The 16,314-nt window shown below is 68.6% G+C and carries 21 protein-coding genes; 14 read left to right on the forward strand and 7 right to left on the reverse strand.

Annotated features, from left to right (window positions below; genetic code table 11):
* Positions 1–45: 45 nt before the first annotated feature.
* A complete protein-coding gene (locus F3S47_RS14985) occupies positions 46–480 on the reverse strand; it encodes a YqaA family protein (RefSeq protein ID WP_150446086.1) in 435 nt (144 codons plus the stop codon).
* 17 nt (positions 481–497) lie between these two features.
* On the reverse strand, positions 498–1,076 hold the full coding sequence (locus tag F3S47_RS14990) for a LabA-like NYN domain-containing protein (protein ID WP_150446087.1): 579 nt from the start codon (positions 1,074–1,076) through the stop codon (positions 498–500).
* Positions 1,077–1,336: 260 nt separating this feature from the next.
* Between F3S47_RS14990 and folK the strand changes: the two genes are divergently transcribed.
* From folK to F3S47_RS15030, 8 genes are all read left to right on the forward strand, one after another.
* Complete coding sequence (folK, locus tag F3S47_RS14995) at positions 1,337–1,909, forward strand: 2-amino-4-hydroxy-6-hydroxymethyldihydropteridine diphosphokinase (protein WP_150446088.1); 573 nt, start codon at positions 1,337–1,339, stop codon at positions 1,907–1,909.
* 92 nt (positions 1,910–2,001) lie between these two features.
* Positions 2,002–2,361: a DNA-directed RNA polymerase subunit omega gene (rpoZ, locus tag F3S47_RS15000; RefSeq protein WP_150446089.1), complete on the forward strand. Its 360-nt coding sequence runs from the start codon at positions 2,002–2,004 to the stop codon at positions 2,359–2,361.
* Between the two features lie 19 nt (positions 2,362–2,380).
* Positions 2,381–4,531, forward strand: a complete 2,151-nt coding sequence (locus F3S47_RS15005; protein WP_150446090.1) for a RelA/SpoT family protein — start codon at positions 2,381–2,383, stop codon at positions 4,529–4,531.
* A gap of 67 nt (positions 4,532–4,598) precedes the next feature.
* Positions 4,599–5,183 (forward strand): DUF2062 domain-containing protein, encoded by a 585-nt coding sequence (locus F3S47_RS15010; protein ID WP_317978262.1) that lies wholly within the window; start codon positions 4,599–4,601, stop codon positions 5,181–5,183.
* Positions 5,184–5,241: 58 nt separating this feature from the next.
* Positions 5,242–5,979 (forward strand): pyridoxine 5'-phosphate synthase, encoded by a 738-nt coding sequence (locus F3S47_RS15015; protein ID WP_150446092.1) that lies wholly within the window; start codon positions 5,242–5,244, stop codon positions 5,977–5,979.
* Positions 5,976–6,407 carry an ABZJ_00895 family protein gene (locus tag F3S47_RS15020; protein WP_150446093.1) on the forward strand — a complete coding sequence of 144 codons (432 nt, stop codon included), beginning with the start codon at positions 5,976–5,978 and terminating at the stop codon, positions 6,405–6,407. Before F3S47_RS15015 ends, F3S47_RS15020 begins: the two co-directional genes overlap by 4 nt.
* Positions 6,408–6,517: 110 nt before the next feature.
* Positions 6,518–6,916 carry a holo-ACP synthase gene (gene acpS, locus F3S47_RS15025; protein WP_150446094.1) on the forward strand — a complete coding sequence of 133 codons (399 nt, stop codon included), beginning with the start codon at positions 6,518–6,520 and terminating at the stop codon, positions 6,914–6,916.
* Between the two features lie 4 nt (positions 6,917–6,920).
* Positions 6,921–8,141, forward strand: a complete 1,221-nt coding sequence (locus tag F3S47_RS15030; RefSeq protein WP_191090208.1) for an MFS transporter — start codon at positions 6,921–6,923, stop codon at positions 8,139–8,141.
* Positions 8,142–8,161: 20 nt separating this feature from the next.
* On the opposite strand, the gene F3S47_RS15035 is transcribed toward F3S47_RS15030, so the two are convergent.
* Positions 8,162–8,605: a DUF892 family protein gene (locus F3S47_RS15035; RefSeq protein WP_150446096.1), complete on the reverse strand. Its 444-nt coding sequence runs from the start codon at positions 8,603–8,605 to the stop codon at positions 8,162–8,164.
* 163 nt (positions 8,606–8,768) lie between these two features.
* Between F3S47_RS15035 and lepB (F3S47_RS15040) the strand changes: the two genes are divergently transcribed.
* Genes lepB (F3S47_RS15040) through rnc form a run of 3 tightly spaced genes read left to right on the forward strand, consistent with a single transcriptional unit; the run spans position 8,769 to position 11,255 of the window.
* A complete protein-coding gene (gene lepB / locus F3S47_RS15040) occupies positions 8,769–9,629 on the forward strand; it encodes a signal peptidase I (RefSeq protein WP_150446097.1) in 861 nt (286 codons plus the stop codon).
* Between the two features lie 4 nt (positions 9,630–9,633).
* A complete protein-coding gene (gene lepB / locus F3S47_RS15045; protein WP_150446098.1) occupies positions 9,634–10,572 on the forward strand; it encodes a signal peptidase I in 939 nt (312 codons plus the stop codon).
* On the forward strand, positions 10,569–11,255 hold the full coding sequence (gene rnc, locus F3S47_RS15050) for a ribonuclease III (RefSeq protein ID WP_150446181.1): 687 nt from the start codon (positions 10,569–10,571) through the stop codon (positions 11,253–11,255). Before lepB (F3S47_RS15045) ends, rnc begins: the two co-directional genes overlap by 4 nt.
* On the opposite strand, the gene F3S47_RS15055 is transcribed toward rnc, so the two are convergent.
* Positions 11,137–11,634: a thermonuclease family protein gene (locus F3S47_RS15055; protein ID WP_317978264.1), complete on the reverse strand. Its 498-nt coding sequence runs from the start codon at positions 11,632–11,634 to the stop codon at positions 11,137–11,139. The genes rnc and F3S47_RS15055 overlap by 119 nt on opposite strands.
* 446 nt (positions 11,635–12,080) lie before the next feature.
* On the opposite strand from F3S47_RS15055, the gene era reads away from it, so the two are divergent.
* The gene (gene era / locus F3S47_RS15060) at positions 12,081–12,986 is read left to right on the forward strand and encodes a GTPase Era (protein WP_150446099.1); all 906 of its coding nucleotides are present in this window, start codon (positions 12,081–12,083) and stop codon (positions 12,984–12,986) included.
* Positions 12,983–13,318: a DUF1491 family protein gene (locus tag F3S47_RS15065; RefSeq protein WP_150446100.1), complete on the forward strand. Its 336-nt coding sequence runs from the start codon at positions 12,983–12,985 to the stop codon at positions 13,316–13,318. The genes era and F3S47_RS15065 overlap by 4 nt, the downstream gene beginning before the upstream one ends.
* Here the strand turns inward: F3S47_RS15065 and F3S47_RS15070 are convergent.
* Complete coding sequence (locus tag F3S47_RS15070; RefSeq protein WP_150446101.1) at positions 13,315–13,920, reverse strand: Pr6Pr family membrane protein; 606 nt, start codon at positions 13,918–13,920, stop codon at positions 13,315–13,317. The two genes, F3S47_RS15065 and F3S47_RS15070, sit on opposite strands and share 4 nt — an antisense overlap.
* Before the next feature lie 121 nt (positions 13,921–14,041).
* Between F3S47_RS15070 and recO the strand changes: the two genes are divergently transcribed.
* Positions 14,042–14,773, forward strand: coding sequence for a DNA repair protein RecO (recO, locus tag F3S47_RS15075; RefSeq protein ID WP_150446102.1), 732 nt, complete (start codon positions 14,042–14,044; stop codon positions 14,771–14,773).
* A gap of 12 nt (positions 14,774–14,785) precedes the next feature.
* Here the strand turns inward: recO and F3S47_RS15080 are convergent, their stop codons facing one another.
* Together F3S47_RS15080 and F3S47_RS15085 are read right to left on the reverse strand one after the other, a co-directional pair.
* A complete protein-coding gene (locus F3S47_RS15080) occupies positions 14,786–15,811 on the reverse strand; it encodes an NAD-dependent epimerase/dehydratase family protein (protein WP_150446103.1) in 1,026 nt (341 codons plus the stop codon).
* Positions 15,812–15,890: 79 nt separating this feature from the next.
* Positions 15,891–16,283 carry an META domain-containing protein gene (locus tag F3S47_RS15085; protein WP_150446104.1) on the reverse strand — a complete coding sequence of 131 codons (393 nt, stop codon included), beginning with the start codon at positions 16,281–16,283 and terminating at the stop codon, positions 15,891–15,893.
* Positions 16,284–16,314: the final 31 nt, after the last annotated feature.

The raw sequence follows: 16,314 nt of genomic DNA on the forward strand, positions 1-16,314 counted from the left end.
TCGCCCCCCGAGGTAGGGGTTTCGGGCGGCTCTGTCCATGCGGGGTCAGCCGACGAGGCCCGCGGTGGCGAGTGCCAGCAGGATGTAGCGACCGGTCTTGGCGATCGTCACCAGCACAAGGAAGACGGGCCACGGGGTTCGCAGGATGCCGGCGGCCAGGGCGATGGCGTCGCCGAAGGGCGCCCAGGTGAGCAGCAGCGACCAGAGACCCCAGCGATTGTACCAGCGCTGGGCGCGTTCGATCTGGGCCGGGGTGAATGGAAACCAGCGGCGGTCGCGGAAGCGCTCGATCCAGATCCCCATCAGGTAGGTGATGACCGAGCCCAGGGTGTTGCCGACGCTCGCGACGAGGACCAGCAGCCAGACGGGATAGTCGCCGCCGAGCTGCATGGCGGTGAAGACGACCTCGGACTGGAAAGGCAGGATCGTGGCGGCGCCGAGGGCGGCGAGAAAGAGGGTGACGAGCGCGGCGGCGGTCATCGGGCGCCGTCGCCGGCTCAGTCGCCGGCGTACTGTTCCTCGTCGGCCGCGCGGTCGCCTCGGGGCTCGCGCGGCGGCCGGCCGACCGTTTCGCGCAGCTCGTCGAGCTCGATGAAATTGTCGGCCTGGCGGCGCAGCTCGTCGGCGATCATCGGCGGCTGGCTGCGGATCGTCGAGCAGACCGAGACGCGCACGCCGCGGCGCTGGAGCGCTTCGACCAGCGGGCGGAAGTCGCCGTCGCCGGAAAAGAGCACGATATGGTCGACGTGGCGGGCGGTCTCCATGGCATCGACGGTCAGCTCGATGTCCATGTTGCCCTTCACCTTCCGGCGGCCCTGGCTGTCGGTGTATTCCTTGGCTGGCTTGGTCACCATGGTGAAGCCGTTGTAATGCAGCCAGTCGACGAGAGGGCGAATCGGCGAATATTCGTCGTTCTCCAGGAGCGCGGTGTAGTAGAAGGCGCGGAGGAGCTTGCCGCGGCGCATGAATTCCTGACGCAGCAGCTTGTAGTCGATGTCGAATCCCAAGGCCTTGGCGGCCGCGTAGAGGTTCGAGCCGTCGATGAAGAGCGCCAGGCGCTCATCCCGGTAGAACATCGAAATTCCTTTCTCGACACTGTCCCGATCCGACTGGTGCGACGGCAGAGGAACAGCGAAGTGACTGGCATGGTAAATGGTCAAAAGACATAATCAAGGCGTCCTTCTGGACGCGAGGCGGCTGGCGGTGGCGCGGGCGTCGGCTCCTTCAACCGACTTGCGGCCTTTAAAAAAGGGTCGCGACGCTGTCACACTGGCCACACAGACCGTCGTCCGCCGTGGTATCTGCCCCGGCGGAATAGGAAAAGGACTGCCGTCACGTGAGCGATGATGTGCCGCGCTTTCGCGCCCTGGTTGCGCTGGGGGCCAATTCCGGCGGACCCGGAGAGCCGGAACGGGTCGTTCGGGCGGCTATGGAATCGATTTCCGAGCTACTGGACGCCGAGGTGGAGGCCTCGGCGCTCTATGCCTCGCCCGCCTTTCCGGTGGGGTCTGGGCCGGACTTCGTGAACGCGGCCTGTCTATGTCGGACGACATTGCCGCCCGAGGCCGTTCTCGCGGCGCTCCACGAGGCGGAGGCCGAAGCGGGGCGGGTGCGTGATGTCCGCTGGGGGCCGCGGACGCTCGACCTGGACCTGATCGCCTGGGAGGACCGGGTCCTGCCCGATCCCGAGGGGCAGCGCCGCTGGCGCGAGCTCGGCCTCGACCGGCAGATGCGCGAGGCGCCGGGGGAACTGATCCTGCCGCACCCGAGGATGCAGGACCGGGCCTTCGTGCTCGTGCCGCTCGCCGAGGTGGCGCCGGAGTGGCGGCACCCGCTGCTCGGCCGGACGGTGCGGGAGATGCGGGACGCCCTGCCCGAAGAGGCCCTGCGGGAGGTGACGCCGCTCTAGGCCGCGGAACAGAGTGGAATCGACTTGTCAATCCCTTTTGGCTGCGTTAGGAGGCGGGTTCCGGCTCCCCCCAAGAGATTCCTGGAGGCTTCATGGCCCGCGTTACCGTCGAAGATTGCGTTGACAAGGTTCCGAACCGTTTCGAGCTCGTGATGCTCGCCGCCCATCGTGCGCGCGAGATCAGCTCCGGTGCTCCGCTGACCGTCGACCGCGATAACGACAAGAACCCCGTCGTGGCGCTCCGCGAGATCGCCGAAGAGACGCAGCAGGCCGACGGTCTGCGCGAGCGGATGATCGAGGCGCAGCAGACCCAGATCGAGGTCGACGAGCCCGAGGACGACGCGATGGCGCTGCTCATGGGCCAGTCAGAGCCCACGGACGCGCCGGAAGAGGACGACATGTCCGAAGAGAAACTGCTGCGCGCGCTGATGGAGGCGCAGGGGCAGCGCTAGGGCCGGAAGGCACGACGCCATGCTGGAAAAGACCGGGCTCACGCGAGGCTGCGCCGCGCTGATCGACCTGGTCCGGTCCTACAATCCGCATAGCGACGGCGATCTGATCGCCCGTGCCTACGCCTTCGGCGAGGACATGCACGAGGGCCAGTTCAGGCGCTCGGGCGAGCCGTATTTCACACATCCCGTCGCGGTGGCCGTCATCCTCGCAGAGATGCAGATGGATGACGCCACCATCGTCACGGCCCTCCTGCACGACACGATCGAGGACACGAAGGCGAGCTTCCAGAAGGTGGCGGAGCTCTTCGGGCGCGAGATCGCCGATCTCGTGGACGGGGTCACCAAGCTGACGAACCTGCAGCTCTCCTCGACCGAGACGAAGCAGGCCGAGAACTTCCGCAAGCTCTTCATGGCGACCTCGCGGGACCTTCGGGTCACGCTGGTGAAGCTCGCCGACCGGCTGCACAACATGCGCACGATCCGGTCGATGCAGCCCGAGAAGCAGGCCCAGAAGGCGCGGGAGACCATGGACATCTATGCGCCGCTGGCCGGCCGGATGGGTATGCAGTGGATGCGCGAGGAACTGGAGGACCTGGCCTTCCGCGTCCTCAACCCCGCGGGCCGGGAATCGATCATCCGGCGCTTCGTCACGCTCCAGAAGGAGACCGGCGACGTGGTCGAGAAGATCACCGCCGACATGAAGCTGGAGATGCAGAAGGCCGGCATCACCGCCGAGGTCTACGGCCGTGCCAAGAAGCCCTACTCGATCTGGCGCAAGATGCAGGCCAAGGAGCAGGGCTTCTCCCGGCTGTCGGACATCTACGGATTCCGGATCATCACCGACAGCGAAGAGGACTGCTACAAGGTCCTCGGCGCGATCCACCGGCGCTGGCGGGCGGTGCCGGGGCGGTTCAAGGACTACATCAGCCAGCCGAAGTCGAACGGCTACCGGTCGATCCACACCACGGTTTCTGGCCGTGACGGTAAGCGGGTGGAGGTGCAGATCCGCACCCGCCAGATGCACGAGGTCGCGGAGACCGGCGTCGCGGCGCACTGGTCCTACCGGGACGGCGAGCGGGTGGAGAACCCCTTTGCCGTCGACCCGGCGCGTTGGATCACCACCATCACCCAGCAGATCGACGAGGGGCACGGCCACGACGAGTTCCTCGATATGGTCAAGCTGGAGATGTACACCGACCAGGTGTTCTGCTTCACGCCCAAGGGGGACGTGGTGAAGCTGCCGCGCGGGGCGACGCCGATCGATTTCGCCTATGCCATCCACACCCGCATCGGACATGCGACGGTCGGCGCCAAGGTCGACGGGCTGCGCGTGCCCCTCTGGACCCGGCTGAAGAACGGCCAGTCGGTCGAGGTCATCACCGCCGAGGGCCAGTCACCGCAGGCCACCTGGGTGGATATCGCCGTCACCGGGCGGGCCAAGACCGCGATCCGCCGCAGCCTGCGCGAAGAGGACCGCGAGCGGTTCATCAAGCTGGGCGCCGAGCTCGCCCGGGTCGCTTTCGAGAACGTCGGCAAGAAGTCGACCGACAAGGCCCTGCGCACGGCCGCCAAGGCGCTGGCGATCGACAGCGTGGACGACCTGCTGGAGGGGCTCGGCTCGGCCGAGATCACCTCTCGCGAGGTCGTGGGCGCGCTCTACCCGGACCTGGCCCAGAAGGGCCGAGTCGAGGAGGTCGAGGAGGGCCGTGCGGTCGTCGGGCTCGAGCCGGGACGCCACTACATCCGCGCACGGTGCTGCCAGCCCGTGCCCGGAGAGCGGATCGTCGGCATCACGTCGCGCGGCAAGGGCGTGGTCGTCCATGCCATCGATTGCGAGGTGCTGGCGAAATACGAGGACGAGCTTGATCGCTGGGTCGACCTACACTGGCAGGAGGGCACGCACCCGCCGACCAACACTGTCACGCTCGATCTGGCGATCACGAACGATGCCGGCGTCCTGGGGCGGATTTGCACGTTGATCGGGGAGCAGTCCGCCAATATCTCCAACCTGGAGTTCATCGACCGGAAACCCGACTACTACAGGCTCCTGGTCGATGCGGATTTGCGGGACGCCGAGCACCTGCACCGGGTGATGACTGCGCTCGAGGCCGACAGCAATGTCGCCTTCATCGAGCGTCACCGCGACCCGAAGCAGGCCGAGGCGATCTAGGCGCGCGGACGAGCGGGGTCGAAGGGTGGTATTCAAGCGCCGGGAAAGGCGGCCGGTCTGGAAAGTCGTGCTCCGCTCCCTCTGGCCCAAGGGCGGCTGGGGCCGGGCGGCGCAGTACGTCAAGCACCGGCTGAACCGCCTTCCCGACACGCCAGAGAAGATCTGCCGCGGCATCTGGGCCGGGGTCTTCGTGACGTGGTCGCCCTTCTACGGTCTGCACTTCCTGATGTCGGCCTTCCTGGCCTACGTTCTCCGGGGCAACATGATCGCCGCGCTGCTGGCGACCTTCTTCGGCAATCCGCTGACCTACGTCCCCATCGGGATCGTCTCGCTGAACACCGGCTACTTCCTGCTCGGCACCCGGCCGGAGCAGGGCTTCGACGAGAACATCTTCCAGAAGTTCGGCGGCGCGTCAGAGGATCTCTGGCACAATTTCATGGCGATCTTCACGCACGAGACCGCAGAATGGGCGCGGCTGGGGCGGTTCTGGGAAGAGGTCTTCTGGCCCTACACGGTCGGGGGGATCGTGCCCGGTCTCATCGCCGCGAGCCTGATCTACTACCTCGCCCTGCCAGTGGTTCGCGCCTACCAGAACCGCCGCAAGAAGATGCTGCGGGCGAAGCTCGACAAGCTGCGCGCGCCGGGCGGCTGAGGCGATTGCATTCGCGGGGCGGGAGGATATCGTCCCGCCGCAGCAGCGGGAGAGCGGTATGGAGAGCCTCAGACTTGGCGTGAACATCGATCACGTCGCCACGGTACGCAACGCGCGCGGGTCGGCCTATCCGGATCCCGTCCGCGCGGCGAAGCTGGCCGAGGAGGCTGGGGCTGACGGAATCACGGCCCACCTGCGGGAAGACCGCAGGCATATCTCCGACGATGACATCGAGCGGCTCTCGGCCGAGCTGACCCTGCCGCTCAATTTCGAGATGGCCGCGACCGAGGAGATGCAGGCCATCGCCCTGCGGCATCGGCCCCACGCGGTGTGCATCGTGCCGGAAAAGCGCGAGGAGCGGACAACCGAGGGCGGGCTCGAGGTCGCACGGGACGAGAACCGGCTCGCGCATTTCATCGCGCCCCTCGCGGAGGCGGGCTCCCGGGTGTCGATCTTCATCGCCGCCGACCGGCCCCAGATCGAGGCAGCCGCCCGGATCGGGGCGGCTGTGGTCGAGCTGCATACCGGCGCCTATTGCGACCTGCATGCCGAGGGCCGGTTCGACGAGCGGGACGCCGAGCTGGAGCGGCTGCGGGAGATGGCGCAATTCGCTCATTCCCTCGGGCTGGAGGTCCACGCGGGCCACGGGCTGACCTACGACACGGTCGGGCCCATCGCGGCACTGCCCGAGGTGCGCGAACTCAACATCGGTCATTTCCTGATCGGCGAGGCGATCTTCCTGGGCCTCGGCCCGGCCATCGCCGAGATGCGGCGGCTCATGGAGGCGGCCCGATGACCGGCGGCGTCAATCTCGCGCGGTACGCGGGCATCTACATCCTCGTGCTGCTCGGCGTCGTGGTCATCGACGCGCTGCTGTCCTCCTTCCTGCCATTCGCGGTGCCGGCGGGAGCTGCGGCGATCGTCCCCCCGATGATCGCAGCCCTGGCCGAGGGCGGGCGCATGACGCGCGAGACGGAGGCCCCGCTCTCCGGCTCCGCCGCCTGGCGGGCGGCCCTGCTCATGACGATCGTGGTCGTGGCGGTGAACCTGGGCTTCGTGGCACTCGTCCTGGCGACCGGCGCCGTGGCTTTCGCCACGGAGGGCAACTTGGGGGCCATGGCGGGGCTTGCTGCGCTTCTCATCGTCGCGGTGCTCGTCGTGAACCGGTTGTTCCTCGCCATGGGCGTGCGCAATGAACTGCGGCTGATCGAGCGACGGCGCTGATCCGGCCCCCTTGCTCCGGAAGCGTCGAGCGGCTTTGTTGACGGCATGATGCGCCTTGCCCGCCCCCTGCGCCGTGCCGCATGTTCCGCCTCCCCGGAGACCCGTGCGCCGTGATCCTCGGCATCGGCACCGACCTCGCCAACATCGACCGGATCGAACGGACCCTCGCCCGGTTCGGCGACCGGTTCCGGAACCGCGTCTTCACCGACATCGAGCAGGCCAAGGCCGAGCGCCGGGCCGACGTCGCGGGCACCTACGCCAAGCGCTGGGCGGCGAAGGAGGCCTGCTCCAAGGCCCTCGGGACGGGACTGCGGATGGGGATCGCCTGGAAGGACATGGCGGTGAGCAACCTGCGGACCGGTCAGCCGGTCATGGAGGTGACCGGCTGGGCGGCGGATCGGCTGGCGGAGATGACGCCGTCGGGACACCGCGCCATCATCCACGTCACGTTGACGGACGATCATCCCTGGGCACAGGCCTTCGTGGTCATCGAAGCGCTGCCGGAGTGATCCGGTGAGGCTGGAAGTGCTGCGCCGCAACCGCGGCTTCGGACGGCTGATCGCGGGCCAGATCCCGTCGGACGCGGCCGACTGGCTGGCCTATGTCGCGATGACGACGCTGCTGGCCTTCGAGTGGCAGGCGCCCACGGTGGCCTTCGCCTGGTTCGCCGTGGCGCTCGGCGCGCCCTACCTGACCGTCGGGCTCGTGGCCGGGGCGCTGGTGGACCGGTTGCCGCTGAAGGCGGTCCTCGTCGGGAGCAACCTCGCCCGCGCTCTCGTCTTCGCGGCGATGACGCTGGCGCAGGACTGGGTGACGCTGCTCGTACTGCTGGCGGTCGGGCAATCGGTCGACAGCTTCTTCTCCCCGGCCAAGCAGGCCGCGCTCCAGGGTCTCGTCAGGCGTGAGGACCGGATGGGGGCGAACGGGATCAGCTACGCGATCAATCAGACGAGCAAGATCGCCGCCCCGGCGGCCGGCGGCGCGCTGCTGGCGGTGCTCGAGCCGGGGGCCGTGTTCTGGGTGACGGCCGCGGTGTCGCTTCTGGCCGTGCCGCCCTTGCTGGCGTTGCCGGGGCTGGAAAGGAAGGCTCCGAAGGGCGACGCTACGCTCGGCATCGCGCGCGACGTGGCGGAGGGGCTGCGGATCGTCGGGCGGTCCGTGCCGCTGCGGCTGGCGCTGGGGCTGACGGCGGCGGGATTCTTCTCGATCTTCCTCTACGACACGCTCATCGCTCCGCTCCTGAGGGACATCGGCTTCGACGAGGTCGTGATGGGCTGGACCATGGCTGCGGTGGGCGGAGGCGGCGTGCTCGGCGCGTTGCTGATGACGCGGCTGACGGCGCAGCCCTTCCGGCTCATCGCCTTCGGGGCGATCGGGTCGGGACTACTGCTGATGGCGCCGGCGCTGGCGGAACTCACGGGGCGCGGGATCGATCTCGCGGTGCTGCTGGGTGTCTTCGTTCTCGCCGGGATCACGAGTTCCGCGATGCTCGTGCCGCCGAGGGTGGTGATCCAGAACGAAACCGACGAGAGCGCCATCGCCCGCGTCAGCTCGGTCATGGAAGCGGCGAACATGCTGGCCCTGCTGACCGCGCCCTTCGTGGGCGCATGGCTGGCCGGGGCGATATCCTCCGGCGCGGCCTTCGTCGCCGGGGCGGCGCTGAAGTTGGTTCTCGGGGTGGTCGCGCTGCGCGCGGCGATGCGCCTCGGGGGCGGCCAGACGGCGGAAGGCTGACCGCCTTCCGCCTGCACTCCTTAGTGGGAGTGCGATTCCATCCAGGCGCGGTGGCGTTCCTCGTCAGCCTGGGCCGCCTCGAAGACACGCTTCATCTCCGGGTCGGCTTCGGAGTTCGACGCGGCCTGCCGGTAGGCCTGCACCGTGTCGTCTTCGTTGGTCTTCATGGCTTTCAGCACGGACTTGTCCCCGGCGAGATTGGCCATGGCGACCTTGCCGGTGGTCAGAAGCGATTTCATGTCGCTTTCGCTGGGCACGTCGATGCCGTGGCGGGTCGCGATGGACTTCAGCTCGTCCACATGGCGGGTGTGGTCGCCGCGGAAGTCCGCGATGGCCGATTTCGCGCCGTCGTCGTCGAGCCGCTCGAGCGTGGCGTCGTAGGCGGCGATGGCATCATATTCCAGCCGGAGCAGGTTCTGGACCAGATCGGCGGTGCCGGTTTCGTTTCCTACAGTCGTAACCATTTCAAAGTCTCCAAAAGAGGGCCGTCCCCTCCCTGCGCCAACAGGACGCGCCGGATTACGTTCCCCGGCATTTCTAGGCCGGGCGGCGGGCCGCCGGTCGGCTTGACTTGCCTCCGGCCGACCCCCATGAAGCGCCGGACCGCGAGGAAGGGACGAATACGGAATGGCCGAAAACCAAGGGGTGCTTCAGGGCATCTGGGAAACCGTCAAGACCGTTGTCTATGCGCTCCTGATCGCGGGGATCTTCCGGACCCTGTTCTTCCAGCCGTTCTGGATTCCTTCGGGCTCGATGAAAGACACGCTGCTGATCGGCGACTTCCTCTTCGTCAACAAGATGGCCTACGGGTATTCCTATGCCTCCTGTCCCTCGATCCGGATTCCCGCGCTGGGGATCGATATCGGGGCCGACGATTTCTGCGGTGTCTTCCAGGGCGACCGTGACGCGCCCGACTACGCGGGCGGCGACCGGCTTTTCGGAGGCGAGCCCGACCGGGGCGATGTCGTGGTCTTCCGCCATCCCGTTACGGGGCGCGACTTCATCAAGCGGCTGATCGGGCTTCCGGGCGACCAGATCCGGATGGAGGAAGGCCGCCTCATCATCAACGACGAGCCGGTCGGGCTTGAGCCCGACGGGCTGTTCGTCGAGGAGTTCGAGCCCCAGGGGCCCCAGGGCCTCCGCCCGCGCTGCTCCAACGGCGCCGTGGGCTTGGGCGCCGACTGCGAGAAGCGCAAGTTCGTGGAGACGCTGCCCAACGGGGTGAGCCACTCGGTCCTCGATATCGGACGCCAGAACTTCGACACCACCGGCACCTACACCGTCCCGGAAGGCTACTACTTCTTCATGGGCGACAACCGCGACAACTCGCGGGACAGCCGCGAGAGCCAGACCACCGGCGGCGTCGGCTTCGTGCCCTACGAGGATCTCGTGGGCCGCGCCGACCGCGTGATGTTCTCCTCCGCAGGCCGCTCGATGCTCTACTTCTGGACCTGGCGGGGCGACCGGTTCTTCGAGAAGATCGACTAGGCCGATGCGCGCGCTCCGGGGGTTCTTCGTCGGAGGGTTCGACTGGGACGGCTCGGCAGGCCGCGGCCCGGTCATCGTCGCACTCGTCACGCTGATCGCGATCGTCTTCGCCTCGCCGCTGATCTCCTCCGCCACCGGGGGGAGGCTCAGCCCCGCGCAGGTCGACTCCGTCCTCTCCGCGCTGGTGCTCGTCCAGCTCTTCGGCACCATCGTCCGGCGGCTCCATGATGCCGGCCGCAGCGGCTGGTGGCTGCTTCTGGCGATCCTTCCCTACATGCCGGCGCTCATGCTGCTGGCCCTCCTGGCCCTGCCGCGCAACACCGGCCCGGTCCGGCGCGAGACGAAGGTGGCCCGCCGGGTCGGGCTCGCGCTGACCTGCCTCCTGGCGCTGTTCCTGCTCAGCCGGTTCTTCTGGACCGACCATCTCGTGGAAGACGAGACCATGAGCCCGGCGCTGCAGAGCGGCGACTACGTCGCGGCGCTGACGCTCTTCCGCGCGCCCGAGCGCGGCGAGGTCGTGATCCACGACACGCCCGGCGCCCGCGACCAGGTGATGCGCGTGGTGGGGCTCCCGGGCGAACGGGTGACGCAGACGGACGAGGGGCTGGCGATCAACAACACGCCCGCCGGCTACGCCTCGTCCGGCGACGCGGTGACCGAAACGCTGCCCGGCGGCGCGTCGCACCAGATCCTCCCCTTCGCGGGCGGACCGGCCTCGCTCGTGGCCGAAGTGCCCGAAGGCTACGTCCTTCTGCTCGGCGACAACCGTCCTTTCGACGCGGCCTTCGCCAGCCAGGCCCGCCTCTCGGCGCGCATCGTGCCCGCCTCCGACCTGCGGGGCCGCGTGGTGAGGATCATCGCCTCTTCCGACAGCTGGCGCGGCGGCCTCCCTGCCTGGGTCGCCGGAATGCGCTGGGACCGGGTCTGGAGCGCGCCGTGGTGAAGCTCTCGAACGACCTCCGCGCCTTCTGCGACCGGCTGGGCCACGACTTCGAGCGGCCGGAGCTGCTGATCCGCGCGCTCACGCATCCCTCGATGAGCAGCTCCACCCGTGGCGACAACCAACGGCTGGAGTTCCTGGGCGACCGGGTGCTCGGGTTGGTGATGGCCGAGGCGCTCTACGACGCCGACAGCGCCGCGACGGAGGGGCAGATGGCCCCCCGGTTCAACGCGCTTGTCCGCAAGGAGACCTGCGCCGAAGTCGCCCGGGAGGTCGACCTCGGCACCGTCCTCAAGCTCGGACGTTCCGAGATGAAGTCCGGCGGCCGCCGCAAGGAGGCGCTGCTCGCCGACGCGATGGAGGCGGTGATCGCGGCCGTCTATCGCGATGCCGGGTTCGAGGCCGCCCGCGCCCTCGTCCTGCGGCTCTGGGGCACCCGCATCGCCATGGCCGATGCCGTGGGCCAAGACGCCAAGACCGCGCTGCAGGAATGGGCGCAGGGCCGCGGCGAACCGCCGCCGGTCTACGTCGAGCTCGCCCGCGAGGGCCCGGATCACCAGCCCGTCTTCACCATCGAGGTTCGTCTCGCGGGGAACCGCTCGGCCCGGGCGAGCGCGGGCTCGAAGCGCCAGGCGGAACACGCCGCGGCCCAGAGCCTGCTGTCGGAGCTTCAGGGCGGGACGTAGGAAGGTCATTCCAGCCCGGAGCGCCCCATTGACGGGTGGATGCTCGCCAGAGTCGTTTCCGCACCCCGCCAGGCTCGAATTGTCGGTATCGCCCGCCGGAGAAGGCCGGCCAGTCGAGCGCGAGCCCCTGTTTCACCAGCTCCTCGGAAAGGTCCCGACCGTCCGGAAGCGTGCAGACCGCCACGTGCCGGTCATAGGACAGTTCGCCGGTCACGGTCGCCGTGATTTCCTGTCCACGGCAGAGGTGGATCATCGCCCATTTCGATTTCTTCCCATAGGGATGATCCAGTTCGGGTGCATCGATGCCGAATAGCCGGATACGCTCCCGCCCGATCACTATCGTATCGCCATCGATGACGTGGCAGCGCCCTCTGATCACCTGCGGGTGCGACGTCGGTTGGACGACCTGAGGTTGCGGCGTCGGGCGCCAAGTTCTGGCCGGAGAGGGGTGGGCCGGGCGCGGACTGGCTGTAGCAAGGTTCGGCGGTGGCCTACGCCGCCGTCCCTTCGGCGGTATACGCGCGATGACGACGAGGAACAGCCCGCCGAGAATAAACAGAATCTCCAACTCGTCCTCCGCGAATAACGGTTAATGCTGAGTATACGGCAGCAGAAGAGAATTGACCGAGTCCTTTCTGATGAATGCCGAATTTGGGGCGCCGGGCCTTGGACGATTCCCCGGCTTGCTGGGCATCACAGCGGGGGCAGAAACACTGCCCGCTACGTCTCCGCTCTGGCGCCGCGCGACGACTGGCGAAGGGCGCCGGAATCTTTTAAGAGATCGTGTCCCGACGCCCTTCCGGGCGTCCTCTATTGGAACGCATGATGACCACACGCGCGGGCTTCGTCGCCCTGATCGGAGAGCCGAACGCCGGCAAGTCGACGCTGACCAACCGGCTCGTCGGGGCCAAGGTCTCGATCGTCACGCACAAGGTGCAGACCACGCGGGCGCGGCTGCGGGGCGTGGCCATCGACGGCGATGCCCAGATCGTGCTGGTCGATACGCCCGGGCTCTTCAAGCCGAAGCGCGGGCTCGACCGGGCCATGGTCGCGGCGGCCTGGAGCGGGGCGGCGGATGCCGACATCGTCGTCCTGCTGATCGAGGCGCACCGGGGCATCACCGATGGTGTCGAGGAGATCCTCGAACGGCTCGCCCAGTTCCCGGCAGAGACGCCGGTCGCGCTGGCGATCAACAAGATCGACCGGGTGAAGGCCGAGAGCCTGCTCGCCCTCGCCAAGGAGATGAACGACCGCCGACCCTTCGCCGAGACCTTCATGATCTCCGCCGAGAAGGGCCGCGGGACCGACGATCTCAAGCGCTGGCTGGGCGAGAGCCTGCCCGAGGGGCCCTGGCTCTACCCCGAGGACCAGATCGCCGATCTGCCGATGCGGATGATCGCGGCCGAGGTCACGCGCGAGAAGCTGACCCTCCGGCTCCACCAAGAGCTGCCCTACCAGCTCACCGTGGAGACCGAGTCCTGGGAAGAGCGCAAGGACGGCTCGGCCCGGATCGACCAGATCGTCTACGTCGCGCGCGAGGGACACAAGGGGATCGTCCTCGGCCACCGGGGCGAGACGGTGAAGGCCGTCTCCAAGGCCGCGCGGGAGGAGCTCGAGGAGTTTCTCGGCCGCAAGGTGCATCTCTTTCTGCAGGTGAAGGTCCGGCCTTCGTGGCTGGAAGAGGCCGAACGCTATGCCGAGATGGGACTCGACATCCGGGACGCCACGTGACGGCGCGGCTGGCCTCCGGTCTCTGGGTGTCGGCCTACCTTCAGCGCCTGCAGATGGAGGGCATCGCGGTCTACATCGCGGCGCGCGGCGACACCACTGCCGGGGCGGTCATGGTCAAATGCGCGACGATGGACGGGCGCGCGGCCTGCCACGAGCGGGTGCTCGATCTCTCCACCGGGGGACGCCGCTGGGAGAAGGTGGCCGAGGGATCGGAGGAGGAGATCGACGGGCTGCTGGCCCGCTCCCGCTCGCGCGATCCCGATCTCTGGGTGGTCGAGGTCGAGGATCGGATGGGCCGCCACCTGCTCGACGACCCCTCCTTGCAGGACTAGGCCCGGAGCCGCGCGATGCCGAGCAGCGCCGCACCGAGGAGCGCGAAGAGCAGGCCGATCCCGCCGATCCAGGCCAGGGTCAGGCCCCAGCCCTGCTCGGTGACGTCGAGAAACGGATAGGGATACCATCCGGTATGCGGCGCACGGATCAGCACATAGGCGGCATAGGCCATCGGATAGGCCAGCCAGGGCAGGAGCGTCCCGGCCCGCAGGCCGTCCTTGGGCGCGAAGACCAGCCAGTGGAGCGCCGCCAGCGCCGGAACAACGGTGTGCAGCAGCCAGTCCGTGACCAGGGAGAGGCCCTCGTACTCCCCGAGGTCCCGCAGCAGGACGTGGTAGACCCCGCCCGTCACGATGATCGCGACGGTGAGGCCGGCATGCACCGGCGCCGAGGCGGCCCGGCCGCGAAGCGCGGTCGTGGCGAAGAGCGCGCCGATGGCGGCATTGGTCAGGATCGTGAAGAAATAGACGAGGTCCCAGATCGCGGCCCAGAGACCGAGGTCGTCCTCGGTCATCGTCAGGGGAATCCGCAGGGCCACGGCCCCGAGCGCCAGGAGGGCGATCAGGGCGGAGAGGGCGCGGTCGGCGTCGGTCTGTCTCATGGGGCCTCGGGTCGACGGGTCGCCGGTCACCTAGCGCACCCGCGTCCCGGGGACACCTCGGTTTCAGATCCTGCTCCGGGCGTTGTGTTTGCCGGGCGACGCCCCAGCCCGGGAGGCCGTCATGGAGTGGCGTGACACCGGCGTCCTGCTCCTGCGGCGGCCCCACGGCGAGACCTCCGTCATCGTCGAGGTCTTCACCGAGGCGCATGGCCGGCACGCGGGCCTTGTGCGCGGAGGGGTGTCCTCCAAGCTCTCGGCGGTCCTGCAGCCTGGTGCGCAGGTCGAGGCGACCTGGACCGCGCGGCTCGAGGATCACCTCGGCACCTACAAGGTGGAGCCACTCCGCTCCCGCGCGGCGCTCGTCATGGGCGACCGGCTGGCGCTCGCCGGGCTCAACGCCGTCTGCGGCCTTCTGGCCTTCACCCTGCCGGAGCGGGAGGTGCATCCCTCGCTCTACCAAAGCTCCGTCACCCTGCTCGACCTTCTGGGCCGGACAGAGGCCTGGCCGCTGGCCTACCTGCGATGGGAGCTCGAGCTGCTGGAGGAACTGGGCTTCGCGCTCGACCTTTCCCGCTGCGCGGTCACCGGTGCGGAGGAGGACCTGGCCTTCGTCTCGCCCCGGACCGGACGAGCCGTCAGCCGTGCGGGCGCGGGGGAATGGGCCGACAGGCTCCTGCCCCTGCCTCCGGCTCTCCGGGGAGAAGGTCCCGCGCCGGACGAGGAGATCGTCGCGGGGCTGGCGACCACGGGGCATTTTCTCGAGAGCTGGGTCGCCCCCTCGCTGGGAGACCGGCCCCTGCCGCCCGCCAGGGCGCGTCTCGTCGCGGCGCTCTCCCGGCGGCTGGAGACCTGAGGGCCGGCCGCTTCAGGCGGCCGACTTCTGCCCTTCTTCGTCGGAGAGCCGGTCGATGAACCGCGCGCTGCGGAGAAGCGCCTCTTCCGAGCTGATGAATGGCCGGCCAAGCACCGGGATCGAGGCGGAGTTGTCGATCGCGACGTGCCGGCCGACCTGGGGCAGGATCCCCTTCAGCGCGCCGTCCACGAGCGCGATGGCCCGAAGCAGGAACTTCGGCGCGGTCCGGGTCGCGATCTTGCGGTCGGGGAAGTGTCGCGCGAGGAGCTCGGCGATTTGCGGCAGGCGGCGGACGTCGTCCGCCGCGATGATCCGCTGCCCCACGGTTCCTTCCTGCTCCAGCGCCGCGATGTGAAGGGCGCTCACGTCCTCAATGTCCACCACCGGCAGGGAGATGTCGGGCTGCATCGGGTCGCGTCCGGAGAGAACGCGTTCGACCAGCTGCAGCGAGGTGCCGTAGTGGCGGTCCATCGGCTGGCCGGTCACCAGGCCCGGGTGGATCGTGGTGAGTTTGATCTCCGGATGCTCCTTCACGAAGTCCCATGCGGCCTTCTCCGCGAGCGTCTTGGACTTCACGTAGGGCGAGGCGGTCGGATGGTCGGTGTCGGTCCAGTCCTCGGGCCCGAAGTCGTGGTTCGGCGGCCGGTCGACGTGCATGATCGAGACCATGGAGGAGGTCAGCACCACGCGGTGCACCCCTGCCTCGAGGGCCGCCTTCAACGCGCGCTGGGTGCCCTCGACCGCCGGGCGGATCGTCTCCATCTCGTCCTTCGGCTGGGTCATCGGGAAGGGCGACGCAGTATGCAGCAGGGCGTCGACTCCCTCCATCGCGTCCGCCCAGCCGGCATCGCGGGTGAGGTCCAGCGTCGCGAATTCCAGCCGGTCCAGCCCGTTCGGGCCGAGCGCCTTGCGGACCTCGTCGGCCTTGCGGGCGGTGCGGATCGTGCCGCGCACGCGGTAGCCCTTGTCCAGCAGGTCGCGGGCGATGCGCTTGGCGATGAATCCGGAGATCCCGGTGAGCAGAACGGTCTGGGTCATGCGAAATTCTCCGCTGAAAAAGGGCCTCCGCCTGATGTGGGCGCGCCCGAGGCTCGGTCAACCCGGGATTGTGCGCTCTTCAGACGCCGGAGGTCAGCGGCCGGAAGCGGAGCTCGACGCCCGAACCCGTCGTCAGGATGAGCGTGCTGCCGCCCTCGGTCACGTCCTGGGCACGGACGTCCGTGAGGTAGGCGAGGTAGGTGCGTTCCGCGGCAAGTGCCGGGCAGGCGGCCTCTCCGGTTTCCGGGACCCCGAAGGCGAGACGCGCGACCTCCCGCGCGAGCTGCCCAGAGTAGGCGTTGCAGGGCCCGCGCCCGGCATAGCGGTCGGTTCCGAGACCCAGCGTCGCGGGGGCGGGGTAGGGCACGCCGCCGATGCTGACCAGCGCCCAACTCTCCCTTGGCGGGACGGGGCCGCCCCGGCCGCAGGCAGACAGAAGGAGGAGGACGATCAGAGGAAGCAGCCGGGTCATGCGCCGACGATGACAGGGGGAGCCGCCCCCC

Origin of the sequence: Histidinibacterium aquaticum, assembly GCF_008710275.1 — a bacterium.
Taxonomy (GTDB): domain Bacteria; phylum Pseudomonadota; class Alphaproteobacteria; order Rhodobacterales; family Rhodobacteraceae; genus Oceanicola; species Oceanicola aquaticus.